General features: G+C 49.3%; 12 protein-coding genes. 2 read left to right on the forward strand and 10 right to left on the reverse strand.

The annotated features are described in order from the left end of the window. The 5 genes from oppC to RTM06_RS20910 all read right to left on the reverse strand — a co-directional run. A partial coding sequence (gene oppC, locus RTM06_RS20890) for an oligopeptide ABC transporter permease OppC (RefSeq protein ID WP_312184575.1) occupies nucleotides 1-901 on the reverse strand: 901 nt, incomplete at its 3' end. 15 nt (nucleotides 902-916) lie between these two features. Next, entirely contained in the window at nucleotides 917-1,837 is a 921-nt protein-coding gene (gene oppB / locus RTM06_RS20895) for an oligopeptide ABC transporter permease OppB (protein ID WP_007892378.1), read from the reverse strand. 80 nt (nucleotides 1,838-1,917) lie between these two features. Continuing rightward, on the reverse strand, nucleotides 1,918-3,558 hold the full coding sequence (gene oppA, locus RTM06_RS20900; RefSeq protein ID WP_008106580.1) for an oligopeptide ABC transporter substrate-binding protein OppA: 1,641 nt from the start codon (nucleotides 3,556-3,558) through the stop codon (nucleotides 1,918-1,920). Between the two features lie 159 nt (nucleotides 3,559-3,717). Then, nucleotides 3,718-5,352 carry an ABC transporter substrate-binding protein gene (locus RTM06_RS20905; protein WP_312184576.1) on the reverse strand — a complete coding sequence of 545 codons (1,635 nt, stop codon included), beginning with the start codon at nucleotides 5,350-5,352 and terminating at the stop codon, nucleotides 3,718-3,720. A gap of 573 nt (nucleotides 5,353-5,925) precedes the next feature. Continuing rightward, on the reverse strand, nucleotides 5,926-6,573 hold the full coding sequence (locus tag RTM06_RS20910; RefSeq protein WP_256696574.1) for a YchE family NAAT transporter: 648 nt from the start codon (nucleotides 6,571-6,573) through the stop codon (nucleotides 5,926-5,928). 446 nt (nucleotides 6,574-7,019) lie between these two features. Between RTM06_RS20910 and adhE the strand changes: the two genes are divergently transcribed. Continuing rightward, nucleotides 7,020-9,695: a bifunctional acetaldehyde-CoA/alcohol dehydrogenase gene (gene adhE, locus RTM06_RS20915; protein WP_312184577.1), complete on the forward strand. Its 2,676-nt coding sequence runs from the start codon at nucleotides 7,020-7,022 to the stop codon at nucleotides 9,693-9,695. A 56-nt stretch (nucleotides 9,696-9,751) separates the two neighbouring features. Here the strand turns inward: adhE and tdk are convergent, their stop codons facing one another. Next, nucleotides 9,752-10,372, reverse strand: a complete 621-nt coding sequence (gene tdk / locus RTM06_RS20920; protein WP_312184578.1) for a thymidine kinase — start codon at nucleotides 10,370-10,372, stop codon at nucleotides 9,752-9,754. Nucleotides 10,373-10,785: 413 nt separating this feature from the next. Between tdk and hns the strand changes: the two genes are divergently transcribed. Then, nucleotides 10,786-11,193, forward strand: coding sequence for a histone-like nucleoid-structuring protein H-NS (hns, locus tag RTM06_RS20925; RefSeq protein ID WP_256696576.1), 408 nt, complete (start codon nucleotides 10,786-10,788; stop codon nucleotides 11,191-11,193). A gap of 95 nt (nucleotides 11,194-11,288) precedes the next feature. Here hns and RTM06_RS20930 read toward each other — a convergent pair whose 3' ends face one another. The 4 genes from RTM06_RS20930 to rssB all read right to left on the reverse strand — a co-directional run bounded on the left by RTM06_RS20930 (nucleotide 11,289) and on the right by rssB (nucleotide 15,793). Continuing rightward, nucleotides 11,289-12,296, reverse strand: coding sequence for an NAD-dependent epimerase (locus tag RTM06_RS20930; RefSeq protein WP_256696577.1), 1,008 nt, complete (start codon nucleotides 12,294-12,296; stop codon nucleotides 11,289-11,291). Nucleotides 12,297-12,306: 10 nt separating this feature from the next. Then, nucleotides 12,307-13,650, reverse strand: a complete 1,344-nt coding sequence (locus tag RTM06_RS20935; protein WP_256696578.1) for a UDP-glucose dehydrogenase family protein — start codon at nucleotides 13,648-13,650, stop codon at nucleotides 12,307-12,309. A gap of 23 nt (nucleotides 13,651-13,673) precedes the next feature. Continuing rightward, nucleotides 13,674-14,582, reverse strand: coding sequence for a UTP--glucose-1-phosphate uridylyltransferase GalU (gene galU, locus RTM06_RS20940; protein WP_008106595.1), 909 nt, complete (start codon nucleotides 14,580-14,582; stop codon nucleotides 13,674-13,676). A gap of 194 nt (nucleotides 14,583-14,776) precedes the next feature. Next, a complete protein-coding gene (gene rssB / locus RTM06_RS20945; RefSeq protein ID WP_256696579.1) occupies nucleotides 14,777-15,793 on the reverse strand; it encodes a two-component system response regulator RssB in 1,017 nt (338 codons plus the stop codon). Between the last annotated feature and the right edge of the window lie 148 nt (nucleotides 15,794-15,941).

Here is a 15,941-nt window from a genome sequence, read left to right on the forward strand (position 1 = left end):
CTTTCGGGTCGAGGGCATCACGCAGGCCATCGCCGATAAAGTTAAAACAGAACAGCGTGACCACGAGGAAACCGGCCGGGAACATCAGCAACCACGGCGACACTTCCATCGAGTTGGCGCCATCGCTCAGCAACGCGCCCCAACTGCTCAGGGGTTCCTGTGTGCCGAGGCCAAGGAAGCTAAGGAAGGATTCGAACAGGATCATGCTCGGCACCAGCAAAGAGGCATATACCACCACCACGCCCAACACGTTCGGCACAATGTGGCGCAATACGATTTTGAAGGTGCTGACACCGCCGACCTGCGCCGCTTCGATGAACTCTTTGCGCTTCAGGCCCAGCGTCTGCCCGCGCACGATACGCGCCATATCCAGCCACGACACCATTCCGATCGCCACAAAGATCAACAGAATGTTGCGACCAAAGAAGGTCACCAGCAGGATGACGAAGAACATGAACGGGAAGGAGTTGAGAATCTCCAGAATACGCATCATCACCGAGTCGATTTTACCGCCCAGATAACCCGCCAATGAGCCATACAACGTGCCCACCAGCACCGCGATCAGCGCAGAGGCGATGCCCACCATCAGCGAGATACGGCCACCAATCGCAACGCGCACCAGCAGATCACGGCCCGAGGAATCGGTGCCAAACCAGTGACCGGAAACGGTATCCGGCGCGGCAGACATCATCGCCCAGTCGGTGTCGTCATATTTAAATTGCGACAACATTGGGGCGAACACCACGAACAGCGTGATCACCAGCAGCACCAGCAGGCTGATAAACGCCGCGCGGTTGTGAATAAAGCGGCGACGCGCATCCTGCCAGAGGCTGCGCCCTTCGACTTCCAGTTTTTCACTGAAGGCATCCAGAGCTTCGCTGTTTTTCTTACTTAACATCATGGGCGAGCTCCACAATCAGTAACGGATTTTCGGATCGATTACGGCGTACAGCACATCAACGATCGCGTTAAACAGAATGGTCAGCACGCCAACCAGAATGGTCAGGCTCATCACCAGCGAGTAGTCACGGTTCAATGCCCCGTTGACGAACAATTGGCCGATGCCCGGCAAACCATAGATGGATTCAATCACCATGGAACCGGTAATGATGCCGACAAAAGCCGGTCCCATATAGGAAAGCACCGGCAACATAGCAGGCTTCAGCGCGTGACGCAGCACGATACGGCGCAATGGCAGACCTTTGGCGCGCGCGGTACGGATGAAGTTTGAGTGCATCACTTCAATCATCGAACCACGGGTAATACGCGCGATGCTGGCGATATAGGCCAGAGAGAGCGCCACCATCGGCAGCAACATGTAATTCCATTGGCCGCCGTTCCAGCCGCCGCCTGGCAGCCAGCGTAAGGTAATCGCGAATACCAGCACCAGTAACGGTGCTACGACAAAGCTGGGGATCACCACGCCGGTCATCGCGACCCCCATCACGGCATAATCCCACAAACTGTTCTGCTTTAGGGCGGCGATCACGCCGGCCGTTACGCCCAATACCACGGCAAGGAAGAATGCCGCCAGACCAAGTTTGGCTGATACCGGGAAGGCGTGGCCGACCAGATAATTGACCGAGTAATCTTTGTATTTAAACGAGGGACCAAAGTCGCCATGTGCCAACTGCACCAGATAGCTCAGATACTGTTTGCCAATCGGATCGTTGAGATGGTACTTCGCTTCAATATTCGCCATCACTTCTGGCGACAGAACACGTTCGCCGGTAAATGGACTGCCGGGTGCCAGTCGCATCATAAAGAAAGAGATGGTGATGAGGATAAACAGCGTCGGGATGGCTTCAAGGAGCCGACGCAGGATGAATTTTAACATTGCCGTACCTACCAGGCTGTTGCTTCACAAAGTAAAAAGGCGGTGCCGCAGCACCGCCACTATCGATAGCCTGAGTGCTATTAATGTTTAATGATATACAGGTTTTTATCGACGGTTTTATCCAGCGGATCGTTGCCGGTATAACCGCCCACGTAAGGTTTCACCAAACGCGCATTGACGTAGTAGTAAACCGGCACAATGGTGCTGTCTTTATCCAGAATCTGCTCAGCTTTCTGATAATCCGCTACGCGCGCTTTATCGTCTGTGGCTTTAACCGCATCGTGGATAACTTTATCGAAGTCAGCGCTCTTGTAATGCGAGGTGTTACTGCTGCTGTCAGACAGCATGATGTTCAGGAATGAAGTCGGTTCGTTGTAATCCGCACACCATGCCGCACGAGAGACATCAAAGTTGCCCTGATGACGCGTATCCAGGAAGGTTTTCCACTCCTGGTTTTCCAGCTTGATGTTGACGCCGATGTTTTTCTTCCAGATAGAAGAGGCAGCGATAGCCAGTTTCTTGTGCAGATCGGAGGTGTTGTACAGCAGATTGAAGGTCAGCGGTTTATCCGCAGTGTAACCCGCTTCAGCCAACAGCTTTTTCGCTTCTTCGTTACGCTTGTTCTGATCCCACTTGAACCAATCCGGCGGTAGCAGTTCCATGCCATCGGTGGCTGGCGGGGTGAAGCTGTAAGCCGGTTGCTGACCTTGTGCCAGAACCTTGTTCACCATGATGTCGCGATCCAGACCGAGTTTCAGCGCGGTACGGACGCGTGGATCGGTGAATGGCGCTTTCTGGTTGTTAATTTCGTAGTAATAGGTGCACAAATATGGCTTCACCATCAACTCTTTGCCGTTATCACGCTGCAATTTTTTGAACAGCTCGATTGGCATGTTGTTGTAGGTGATATCGCTGCCGTTCTCAGAGAAGTAACGGTTAACGTCGCTGACTTCAGAGTTGATTGGCAGGAAGGTAACTTTGTTCAGAACGGTGTGCTCGTTATCCCAATACTGCGTGTTACGCACCAGCGTTACGCGTTCGTTGATCACGTGGGATTCAAGTTTGAATGCGCCGTTGCCGACCCAGTTCTGCGGTTGGGTCCACTGATCGCCAAATTTGTCGATAGCAGGCTTATACACCGGAGACATCACGGAGTTGATCAACAGCTTATAGAAGTACGGTACGGGCTCGCTCAGCGTCACTTCCAGCGTGTGATCGTCGATGGCTTTTACACCCAGCTCGGAAGTTGGCTTTTTACCGGCGATGATGTCGTCAACGTTGACGATGTGCCCGTATTGCGGATAGCTGGCGTATGGAGATGCGGTTTTCGGATCGACCAGGCGCTGCCAGCTGTAAACGAAATCTTGCGCGGTGACCGGTTCACCGTTGGACCATTTAGCGTTCTTACGCAGGTGGAAAGTCCAGACTTTGAAATCTTTGTTTTCCCAGCTTTCCGCCACGCCCGGAACCGGTTTGCCATCGCTGTCGCTGGTGATCAAACCTTCATACAGGTCACGCGCGATGTTGTCTTCGGGAACACCTTCAATCTTGTGGGGATCCAGCGACTGTACTTCATCGCCGTTACCGCGAACCAGTTCCTGTTTTGCTGCCAATTCAACGCCTGCTGGCACTGTTGCGGCCAGCGCGGCATTCCCTGCCAGCGCGCCGATTGCTGCTAATACACCCGCTGCAATCAGGCTTTTTTTTGTGATGTTGTTCATTATTACGCTCCAGTTTTATTATCTTTACCGGGTCGATTTAACGCCCGGCGTACCCCGTTTCCAGGTGATCTTCGCGTGTCTGAACGAAGACCCTAATCACCCTTCAGGGTTTACCACGGTAAAGTGCCGCCCGACTGTAGCGCCGGATCGGTCCATTACTCAATGTTTCTTTATGTAATAGTATTTCAACGCCAGCATGTCCTGTGGATCTTTACCGGTAAAACCGCCCACCCAAGGTTTGACCAACCGCACGCTAACGCGGTAGTAGACCGGTACGATTGGCGAATCTTTATCAAGTTGCGCTTCAGCTTGCTGATAAAGAGCGGCGCGCTTTGCTTCATCTGAAGTGGTTAATGTTTGCTGCATTAACTGGTCAAACGCCGAACTTTGGTAAAACGCGGTATTATTTGATGAACCGCTCAAAAGCATATTCAGGAAGGTTGAGGGCTCGTTGTAATCTGCGCACCATGTCGCGCGTACCACGTCATACTGCGCCTGGTGACGCGTCTCCAGCAGCGTTTTCCACTCCTGATTCTGTAATGTCACCACCGCACCGAGATTTTTTTGCCACATCGAGGCCGCAGCAATCGCCTGTCGCTTGTTCTGTTCGGAGGTGTTGTACAACAGCGTAAAACGCAGCGGGTTTTGTTGATTAAAGCCGGCATCTGCCAGTAACTGCCTGGCGCTGGCATTACGCTCGGATTGCGTTTGTTGCGCCCAGGCCGGTGGGGAGAGCGTGATACCGTGGGTAAACGGCGGCGTCAATTCGTAGGCAGGAATTTGCCCCTGGCCCATGATCTTCTGCGCAATGATGTCGCGATCAAGGGTTAACTTCAGCGCGGCGCGTACTCGGACATCATCGAATGGCGCTTTTTTGTTGTTGATTTCGTAATAGAAGGTGCACAGCAGCGGACTGATTTTGACCTCATCGCCGAGATCCTGCTGTAACTTTTTAAACAGCTCCGGCGGCACCACACTGTTGGTCATATCGGTGCCACCGCTGCGATAACGGTTGATATCACTGTTCTCTGAAGAGAGCGGCAAGAACACGCCCTCTTCAATCACCGTGTGTGCATTATCCCAATACTGCGGATTGCGTTTCACCACGATTTTTTCATTCACCACCCAGTCCGACAGCGTAAAAGCGCCATTGCCAACATAGTGTTGCGGCTGCGTCCACTGCTCGCCCCACTGGTCTATCGCCGGACGATAGACCGGTTTCATCGCACTGTGGGCCAGCATAGCAACAAAATAGGGAACGGGTTCAGAAAGGGTGACTTGTAGATGACGATCGTCGAGGGCTTTAACCCCGAGTTCAGCTGGCGCAGCTTTACCAGACAGGATGGCATCAACGTTGGCGACATGGGCCGCCTGTAAATAGCTGGCGTAAGGGGAAGCAGTTTTGGGATCGGCCAGGCGCTGCCAACTGTAGACGAAATCCTGGGCGGTAACGGGCTGGCCATTACTCCAGCGCGCATCTTCTCGCAGCGTGAAAGTCCAGATGCGCCCTTCTTCGCTTTGCCACTGCTTAGCGACACCGGGGACAAGCTGACCGTTATTATCGGTTTCAACCAGACCTTCCAGCAAATTACGCATGACATTGGATTCTGGCACGCCCTCCGCTTTCTGCGGATCGAGCGTTGCCACCTCACTGCCATTATTAATCACGATCCGCTGTAATTCTGATAATTGAGTGCCTGCGGGAATTTGTGCTGCCTGGCTTGAGGCCATTGCGCCTGTGAGACATAAGGCAAGCACTGAACGTATGGCCGTTTTCGCTACCATGCATTTCATCAACAAATATCAACCTTAATCATAAGCCTGATAGCCTTTAAGCAAGAAGCGTACACATTTGTCGCTATCAGATAAAAAATTTGTGATGTGCCGAAAATTATCAGAACCGATGCCCGCACGCCAAAGCTAAACTGCAAAAATGTTAGCAGATTCTCTTTTATCACGTTCTGGTAGGGAGGAAAAGTGTTAATTATTAGGATGAAATAACGATTAACACACTGATTAATATAAATATAAATTCGTTATCGCATATATTTTATTCATTATTGTTATTAAGTTATAATTTTTATGAATACAACTGCAAAACCATCACATTCCAACATAATGATTTCATCATCAAGCTAATGACTTTTCCGTCATGCTAATAAGAAAGAATTTTACAGAGTATTTATCTGTGATAATTATCACAATTTAATGTGAGTTACTGGATGCGTTTATCAGGATTAGTAGTAAAAGTGATGCGGAGGTTAATGCGTTAAGAAGGATGAATAAAATTACCAAAATGGTGCAATTAAGTCTAACGTTGCACCATTGTGGATCGCATTGCAGGTTAAGATTAAAAATTAAGGGCTACTAATTGAGTAATCCGGGGAAAATTGATTTCATGCCGGTGACAACAAACTCTATGCCCAATGCCATTAACAACAATCCCATGATACGAGTGATAACGTTGATCCCGGTTTGGCCAAGTACTCGCACCATTAATGGTGCAGCGCGAAACAGCAGCCAACAGCAAAACGCGAAAATTGCAATCGCGATACTAAAGCCAATTAGGTTCTGCCAACTGTGATAACGCGTACTCCAGACGATGGTTGAACTTATTGCGCCGGGACCGGCCATCAACGGTAAAGCCAGCGGTACCACACCAATACTTTCACGAATGGCGCTCTCTGACTTCTCCTGCTTGTTCTGCTTATCCTCACCCAGTTTTCCGCTGATCATCGACATCGCGATGGTGACGACCAGAATCCCACCGGCAATACGGAACGAATCTATCGAAATACCAAACAGATGCAGGATGCCATCACCAAGGAAAAGTGACGTCCACAGGATAATGGCGACGGCCAGGTTCGCGGTGAGGTTGGTTTTGTTGCGCTCAACCACACCCTGATAGCTGGTCATACTGATAAAGACCGGGATGATACCTACCGGATTTACCAGGGCAAACAAACCGACAAAAAACTTAATGTAGCCGGATAGATCAAGTAGCACGGGGTTCAAAGTGGGCTCCGGTAAAGTCTGAGTAGAAAAACGCGCTTAATGTAGTGCATAAGCCGGGCGGAAAACCAGAGGCGCCAACAGAAATTTATGCTGCCGGCAAAGCTTTAAGTCAGTTCTTTCAACTACTGTTAAAGTTGGGTTATGGCAATGAAGCCAGCAGGTACCGCAGATGTGGCACATCACGCTAACTTTACTTGCAAAAGTTAATGCTGAAAGGTGTCAGCTTGGATCAGGATTGATCTGTATCAAAATTTACCTACCCCATCAGGGGTAATCTTACCCCGTCGAAACAACTTCCTGACGCTTAAGCATCTTGACCAGGAAACCCTTTTAGTAAGCAAAGGCAAAACAGTCGCCAACCTGACCAAAATATAAGCATAGCGTGACTATACTTCTGGATTCAGGCTTGTTTACTAAAAGAGTTTAACTTCCTTCAGGAGAGCACTATGGCCGTTACTAATGTTGCCGAACTTAATGCACTGGTTGAACGTGTAAAAAAGGCACAGCGTGAGTACGCTAATTTTAGTCAGGAACAAGTTGATGCAATCTTCCGCGCTGCCGCACTTGCTGCTGCAGACGCACGAATTCCTCTCGCCAAGCTGGCCGTTGCCGAATCAGGCATGGGTATTGTTGAAGACAAAGTGATCAAGAACCACTTTGCTTCTGAATACATCTACAACGCTTACAAAGACGAAAAAACCTGTGGTATCCTCGCCACTGATGACACCTTCGGCACCATTACCATTGCTGAACCGATTGGCCTAATCTGCGGTATCGTTCCAACCACCAACCCAACCTCTACCGCTATTTTTAAAGCGCTGATTAGCCTGAAAACCCGCAACGGCATTATCTTCTCTCCGCATCCACGCGCAAAAGATGCAACCAACAAAGCCGCAGATATTGTGCTGCAGGCAGCGATTGCGGCAGGTGCACCAAAAGATATTATCGGCTGGATTGATACCCCTTCTGTCGAGCTTTCAAATCAGTTAATGCATCACCCCGATATCAACCTGATCCTTGCAACCGGTGGTCCGGGCATGGTGAAAGCCGCCTACAGTTCCGGTAAACCGGCAATTGGGGTGGGTGCGGGTAACACGCCTGTCGTGATTGATGAAACTGCTGATATCAAACGCGCTGTGGCGTCTATCCTGATGTCGAAAACCTTCGATAACGGTGTGATTTGTGCTTCTGAACAATCCGTGATTGTGGTTGATTCGGCTTATGACGCTGTACGTGAACGTTTTGCCAGCCACGGCGGCTACCTGCTGCAAGGTAAGGAGCTGAAAGCCATTCAGGATATCATTTTGAAGAATGGCGCGTTAAACGCCGCGATTGTAGGCCAGCCAGCGACCAAGATTGCCGAATTGGCCGGAATTAGCTTGCCTGCAACTACCAAGATTCTGATTGGTGAAGTTAAACTAGTTGATGAATCTGAGCCATTCGCACATGAAAAACTCTCTCCAACCTTAGCGATGTACCGTGCGAAGGATTACCACGACGCGGTAGATAAAGCTGAAAAACTGGTAACAATGGGCGGTATCGGCCACACCTCATGCCTGTATACCGACCAGGATAACCAAATCGAACGCGTGCACTACTTCGGCGACAAAATGAAGACCGCGCGTATTCTTATTAATACACCGGCGTCACAAGGCGGTATCGGTGATCTGTACAACTTCAAGCTGGCTCCGTCACTGACGCTGGGCTGTGGTTCATGGGGCGGTAACTCCATTTCTGAAAACGTGGGACCAAAACATCTCATCAACAAGAAAACCGTGGCCAAGCGAGCTGAGAATATGTTGTGGCATAAACTTCCAAAGTCTATTTACTTCCGTCGTGGCTCACTGCCGATTGCCCTAGAAGAAGTGGCAACTGATGGAGCAAAACGCGCCTTTATCGTTACTGACCGCTTCCTGTTCAATAACGGCTATGCGGATCAGGTGACCCGCGTACTCAAATCACACGGTATTGAAACCGAAGTGTTCTTTGAAGTCGAAGCTGACCCAACGCTGAGCATCGTCCGTAAAGGTGCAGAGCAGATGAACAGCTTTAAACCTGATGTGATTATCGCACTCGGCGGTGGCTCACCGATGGATGCAGCAAAAATCATGTGGGTGATGTACGAGCATCCTGAAACGCATTTCGAAGAGCTGGCACTGCGCTTTATGGACATCCGTAAACGCATCTATAAGTTCCCGAAAATGGGCGTCAAAGCGCGCATGGTTGCCATCACGACCACTTCCGGTACCGGTTCAGAAGTTACACCGTTTGCCGTGGTGACGGACGATGCAACCGGCCAGAAATATCCATTAGCGGATTATGCGCTGACGCCTGACATGGCCATTGTTGACGCCAACCTGGTAATGGATATGCCACGTTCACTCTGCGCCTTCGGTGGTCTGGATGCGGTAACGCACTCACTAGAAGCCTACGTTTCCGTATTAGCGAACGAGTATTCTGACGGCCAGGCTTTGCAAGCACTAAAACTGCTGAAAGAGAATTTGCCTGCCAGCTATCGCGATGGCGCGAAAAATCCAGTTGCTCGCGAACGTGTTCACAATGCGGCGACTATCGCGGGGATTGCATTTGCTAACGCCTTCCTGGGTGTATGTCACTCAATGGCGCATAAATTGGGTTCTGAGTTCCACATTCCTCACGGTCTGGCAAACGCCCTGCTGATTTCAAACGTCATTCGCTACAACGCCAATGACAACCCGACCAAGCAGACGGCTTTCAGCCAGTACGATCGTCCACAAGCACGTCGTCGTTATGCTGAGATCGCCGACCATCTGGGACTTTCCGCTGCTGGCGACCGTACCGCTCAGAAAATTGAAAAACTGCTCGCCTGGCTTGAAGAGATGAAAACGCAGTTGGGCATTCCAACCTCTATCCGCGAAGCGGGTGTGCAAGAGGCAGACTTCCTTGCGAAAGTTGACAAGCTGGCTGAGGATGCATTCGATGACCAATGTACCGGTGCGAACCCACGCTATCCGCTGATTGCTGAGTTAAAACAAATCATGCTGGATACCTTCTACGGCCGTGAATTCTCTGAGTCACTAAATGAGAAAGCTGAAGAAGTTAAAGCCGAAGTAAAAGTTGATAAGAAAATGAAGAAAGCGTAAAGCGCTTTTAAACAAAAAACCCGCTACGGCGGGTTTTTTTATGGCTTGCTGATGAGTTAGGCCTGGGGCGATTGTGAGCCATATATCGCCTGAAGGGAACCTTCATCAATCGCCTGCTTATAATGTTTACGGCAGACCGATATATAGCGCTCATTGCCACCAATCACTACCTGCTCGCCTTCGCTAAAAGGCTTACCCTTTGCGTCGAGACGAAGGACCATGCTGGCTTTTCTGCCACAATGGCAGATAGTTTTAAGCTCAACCAGCTTATCCGCCCATGCCAGTAAATATTGGCTACCCACAAACAGCTCTCCACGGAAATCCGTGCGCAGGCCATAGCAAAGCACTGGAATATCCAGATTGTCGACAACATCAGATAACGCTTTCACCTGTTCGCGCGTCAGGAACTGGCTTTCATCGACTAACACACAATGCACGGGTTGCTTCGCATGCTCTGCCGCTATTTCTTCATCGAGCCTTGTCTCATCGTTATATAAAAATGCAGGAGACGAAAGACCGATGCGTGAACTGACTTTACCTGCACCAAAGCGGTTATCAATCTCGGCGGTATAAACCAGCGATCGAATCCCGCGCTCGTGGCAATTATAAGAAGATTGCAGCAAAGCCGTTGATTTACCCGCATTCATCGCAGAGTAATAAAAATAAAGTTGAGCCATTAGAAAATCTCATCGTAGCCTATATCTGTTGCGCCGCAGTTTACCATAAAGCTGTATAACTGTAGCGATGCATTATTTTTATCATTTGCTCAAATTAACATCACCATCAAGATGGATATCATAGCGCCTAATAAAGAGAGCACGTTTTGACAAAGTAGCGATTAAGCCGATATTTTATTCGTTTTAATTAAAGCCGAAGCGTCAGGGTTAGCGTGGGCTAAGCGTTCAGCCTACTAAGCCAGTTAAAAAAGATTGCCAGATAAGTAAATATATTCTGAATAGCGTTATAAAATCGCACTCCATTTTTATTTTTTACGTTTTGCTTTTAAATCCGGCTATTGCAGTTATTTTTTTGCACCACTATTATGAGTCGGCAGAACAACCTCCATTTATTATATTTTGAGATTAGGACAATGAGCGAAGCACTTAAAATTCTTAATAATATCCGTACATTGCGCGCACAGGCTCGGGAATGCTCTCTGGAAACATTGGAAGAGATGCTGGAAAAACTCGAAGTTGTGGTCAATGAGCGTCGTGAAGATGATACTCATGCACAAGCGGAAAATGCAGAGCGCACACGCAAGCTTGAACAGTATCGCGAAATGCTGATTGCCGATGGTATCGACCCAAATGAGCTATTGCAGGCATTATCTGAAACGAAAGTTCCGGGTAAAACCAAGCGCGCTGCACGCCCCGCTAAATATTCTTATGTTGATGAAAACGGTGAAAACCGTACCTGGACTGGCCAGGGCCGCACGCCTGCTGTGATTAAAAAAGCAATTGAAGAACAAGGTAAACAACTGGACGATTTCCTACTGTAATCATTCCAGCGCGCAGAATTGTAATTAGTTCACTACTAATTCACTTTGACCAGGCAAGAAAAAGGAAGCCAATGGCTTCCTTTTTTAATGCTTAATTATTGTTGATAGAAGCGGCGATACCAATCAACAAAATGCTGTACACCCTGCTCAACGCTAGTTTGAGGACGGAAATTGATCGCCTGATACAGAGGTTGTGTATCAGCGCTGGTACCCAGCACGTCGCCGGGTTGCATCGGCAGCATATTTTTCTTCGCTTCAATGCCCAATGCCTTTTCCAGCGACTCAATATAGGTCATTAAGCTGGTCGGCTGGCTATTGCCGATGTTGTAAACGCGATAAGGTGCCGAACTGCTTGCAGGCGAACCAGCTTCAACTGTCCAGCTATCATCCGGTTGAGGAATTACATCCTGCAAACGCACGATCGCTTCTGCGATGTCATCTATGTAAGTGAAGTCACGCGTCATTTGTCCGTTGTTATAAACGTCAATTTGCTCTCCCGCTAACATCGCGCGAGTAAACTTGAACAACGCCATATCCGGACGGCCCCACGGACCATAAACGGTGAAAAAGCGTAATCCCGTAGTAGGCAGCTGATAAAGATGTGAATAGGTATGCGACATCAATTCGTTAGCTTTTTTAGTGGCCGCATAGAGTGAAACGGGATGATCAACGGAATCTTCCGTTGAAAAAGGCATTTTGCGATTCAGTCCATAAACTGAACTGGATGAGGCATACAGAAGGTGGCCGATTTTATGATGCCGGCAGCCTTCAAGAATATTGAGATGACCGATTAAATTTGCTTCGGCATAAGCATGGGGATTTTCGATCGAATAACGCACGCCGGCTTGCGCGCCCAAATGTATAACACGTTCAAAAGCATGTTCAGCGAATAAAGAAGAAATGGCCTGGCGATCCGCCAGGTCCATTTTTAAGAAAATGAAATCAGGATATTGCGTGTTCTGGTCTAAACGGGCCTGCTTAAGGCTGACATCATAATAGTCATTCAGGTTATCGATACCGACAACCTGGTGACCAGCCGCCAGCAAGCGTTGACTGACGTGAAATCCAATAAAACCTGCCGCGCCGGTAACCAGAAACTTCATACATCCCTCATTATTCTACGATTTTAATTGATGCTCCGCGGCCAATTGCATAGTACGTGAAACCGCGCTTGCTGATACGTTCCGGATCATACAGGTTACGACCATCAAAAATCACGGGTTCTTTTAACGCATTTTTGATGACGTCGAAGTCTGGCGCACGGAAGTTTTGCCATTCAGTACAGATAACTAAGCCATCCGCACCCTGCAGCGCTGCTTCTTTAGTGCCCATCAACTTCAGATCGTTACGATGGCCATAAATGCGTTGCGCTTCATCCATCGCTTCTGGGTCGAAGGCCTGAACCGTTGCACCGGCTTCCCATAGTGTCTCCATCAGCACACGGCTGGAGGCTTCACGCATGTCGTCAGTATTCGGCTTGAACGCCAGTCCCCACAAAGCAAAGGTTTTGCCGCGCAGATCGTCACCAAAGTGACGCTTAATAAAGGTTGGCAGCTTATTCTTCTGCGAATCGTTAACGTCTTCTACCGCCTGCAGCAGACGCGGAGTGTAGCCGATTGACTCAGCAGTACGAATCAGCGCCTGCACGTCTTTCGGGAAACAAGAACCGCCATAGCCGCAGCCTGGATAGATGAAATGATAACCGATACGTGAATCTGAGCCGATACCCTGGCGAACCTTCTCAACGTCGGCTCCCAAACGTTCTGCCAGGTTCGAGATCTCGTTCATGAAGCTGATTTTGGTTGCCAGCATGCAGTTAGCCGCATATTTGGTCAGCTCTGCACTGCGGATATCCATCAAAATCATACGATCATGATTACGGTTGAACGGCTCATATAGCTCGCGTAACAGCTCAACCACTTCATCATTATCGGTACCGACAACGATGCGCTCAGGACGCATGCAGTCATTAACTGCTGCACCTTCCTTGAGGAATTCCGGGTTTGAAACCACGTCAAAGGCGATGTTTACATCACGCTTTTGCAAAGTTTCAGTCATCACCGCACGAACGCGATCCGCTGTACCTACAGGTACAGTTGATTTATCGATAACAACTTTGTGATCGTTCATGTGCTGCGCGATGGTGCGCGCAACAGCTGTCACATATTTCAGATCGGCAGAACCGTCTTCATCCGGTGGCGTACCCACGGCGATAAACTGCATCACGCCATGATTAACGCCCTCTTCCGCATTCGTGCTGAACTTCAGGCGACCCGACTCGTAATTGGACATAACGAGTGGCGTCAGGCCCGGTTCAAAGATCGGAATATTGCCTTTCTTTAAGTTCTCGACTTTCTTTTCGTCGACATCAATACAGAGAACGTCATGTCCGACTTCGGCCAACACCGCAGCCTGAACCAGACCGACATAGCCGATACCAAATACAGTGACTTTCATTGAATTATCCTGTGTTTATTGAGTTACTTTTTGTTGCCTACCGCGCCTTCGAGCCACTGAGTGAAATCTTTACCCAGGACTGGATGGCGAACGCCGTACTCAACAAACGCTTGCATGTAACCCAGTTTGTTACCGCAGTCATGGCTAACACCGTTCAGGTGATACGCTTCAACGGTCTCTTTTTCCATCAGCATTGCAATGGAGTCAGTCAGCTGAACTTCACCACCTGCACCTGGAGGCGTTTTCGCCAGCAGTGGCCAGATTTCAGCGGACAGCACGTAACGACCTACAACGGCCAGGTTTGATGGGGCTTCAGAAGCTTTAGGCTTCTCAACCACGCCAACCATTGGCGCGCTCTGACCTGCAGAGAGATCGGCACCCTGGCAGTCAACCACACCGTAAGCGGTTACATCAGCAACCGGCTCAACCATGATCTGGCTGCGGCCGCTCTCTTCGTAGCGCGCCAGCATCTCTGCCAGATTGTCTTTGGTTGGGTCAGATTCGTATTCATCGATGATGACGTCTGGCAGGATTACGGCGAATGGCTCATCGCCAATCAGCGGATGTGCACACATTACTGCGTGGCCCAGGCCTTTCGCGATACCCTGACGAACCTGCATGATGGTGACGTGTGGAGGGCAGATTGACTGGATTTCATCCAGCAGCTGACGCTTAACACGTTTTTCCAGCATAGATTCCAGCTCAAAACTGGTATCAAAGTGGTTTTCGATGGCGTTTTTAGAAGAGTGTGTAACCAGCACAATCTCGTTAATGCCTGCTGCAATGCACTCATTCACGACATACTGGATCAACGGCTTATCGACCAGCGGTAACATCTCTTTTGGAATAGCTTTGGTCGCAGGCAGCATACGCGTGCCGAGGCCTGCAACTGGGATTACCGCTTTTTTAACTTTAGTCTTATAGGCAGACATCAAAAATACCTCTCTTAATAGGCCGTTCAAGTTAATACTTGATATGTCGGTTTAAAAACGAAATGAGTATATCAGTTACTATCAGGTGGATTTATCCTGGAAGAAGTTAATCCACGGAATTTAGGACTATTACCCAAGTGTAAAGCTTGCCCCTGGTCCTGTCTTCAACCCGTGGAAAATTTAAATCCGACGGGTCATTCTTCGGCTGATAGCATCAAACGTAGCCTGCCCCCAGCGCCCCAAATATGGCACTGCCAGGCGTCGGCACGTTGACTGATTTGATTGAGATGGGTGCTGCCCATAGTACCAAGTGGCACCCCATTACTGAGTTGGATTTGATGAGTATTGATATGCAATGTGGCATTCAGTCCCGCTGAAACCAGGATCAGATTTTTTAACTGGCGATGGTAATAGCCCACCAGCAACGGGAACTGTCCGCTGAGATTGGCTTGCCGTAACAGCATGTTGACCTGCCGTAGTAACCCATTTAATTCAGGCAATCGCTGCTTCTGGCCGGAGAGTTGCTCCTGCAGCAAGCCATTGAACAGGGCACGCAGCAACAGCGCGGCTAACACGCCATTATCGCCAGCGCGTGTCACATCAAGGCAATAGAATGCCAAATCGTTATCTGACAGCGCCGCGATATCCAGCACTAAACCCGGCTGTTCCGCCATGGTGAGCTGGCGGTAATTGATTCGGCAATTGGCGATAGTTTGCTGCACCGGCGGCTGGAGCTGTTTGAGTAATTTAGAGGCCGCCAACGGATCGCTAACCAGCGCATCCCAATCCTGAAAGAGCTGCTCATCCTCCTCCACTTTGGAGGTAAACATTGAAGGATAGAGACACTCGAACACCGCTTCACGGAAACGTTCAAGATTTTTGAGCGGTTTGAGCAGCACATCCTGCACCCCCAAACGCAACACATGGGCGATATCCGCCATATTTTGTGTGGCGGAGATAATCAAAATGGGCACATTGTTGCCGCGCGTACGGAGACGCTCAACGAATGGGATACCGCCCATACGCGGCATTTCAAGATCGCAAATAACCAGATCGACTGACTGCGCCGATAATAACGTTAAGCCATCAACGCCATCACCTGCCTCAAGCGTACTGGCGCCTAAGCTGGTTAATAAGTTGTCTATCATTGAACGGAAAACGACCTCATCTTCGACAATGAGTATCTTTTTGCCGATTAGCGGTTTTTCCATTCTCTCCCCCTGCGTACCAGATAATTCAATAGTGGTTCATAAAATGCAGTTGCGCCTTTCAGAATTGGCTGAAGTAGCAACACCTGTGAATGAACAACCTGACTATCTGCCACGGACCAGCGGTAATAGTTCATCCATTTTTTTCTCA

This window comes from Pantoea sp. CTOTU46764, from assembly GCF_031974595.1.
In the GTDB taxonomy this organism is placed as follows: domain Bacteria; phylum Pseudomonadota; class Gammaproteobacteria; order Enterobacterales; family Enterobacteriaceae; genus Pantoea; species Pantoea trifolii.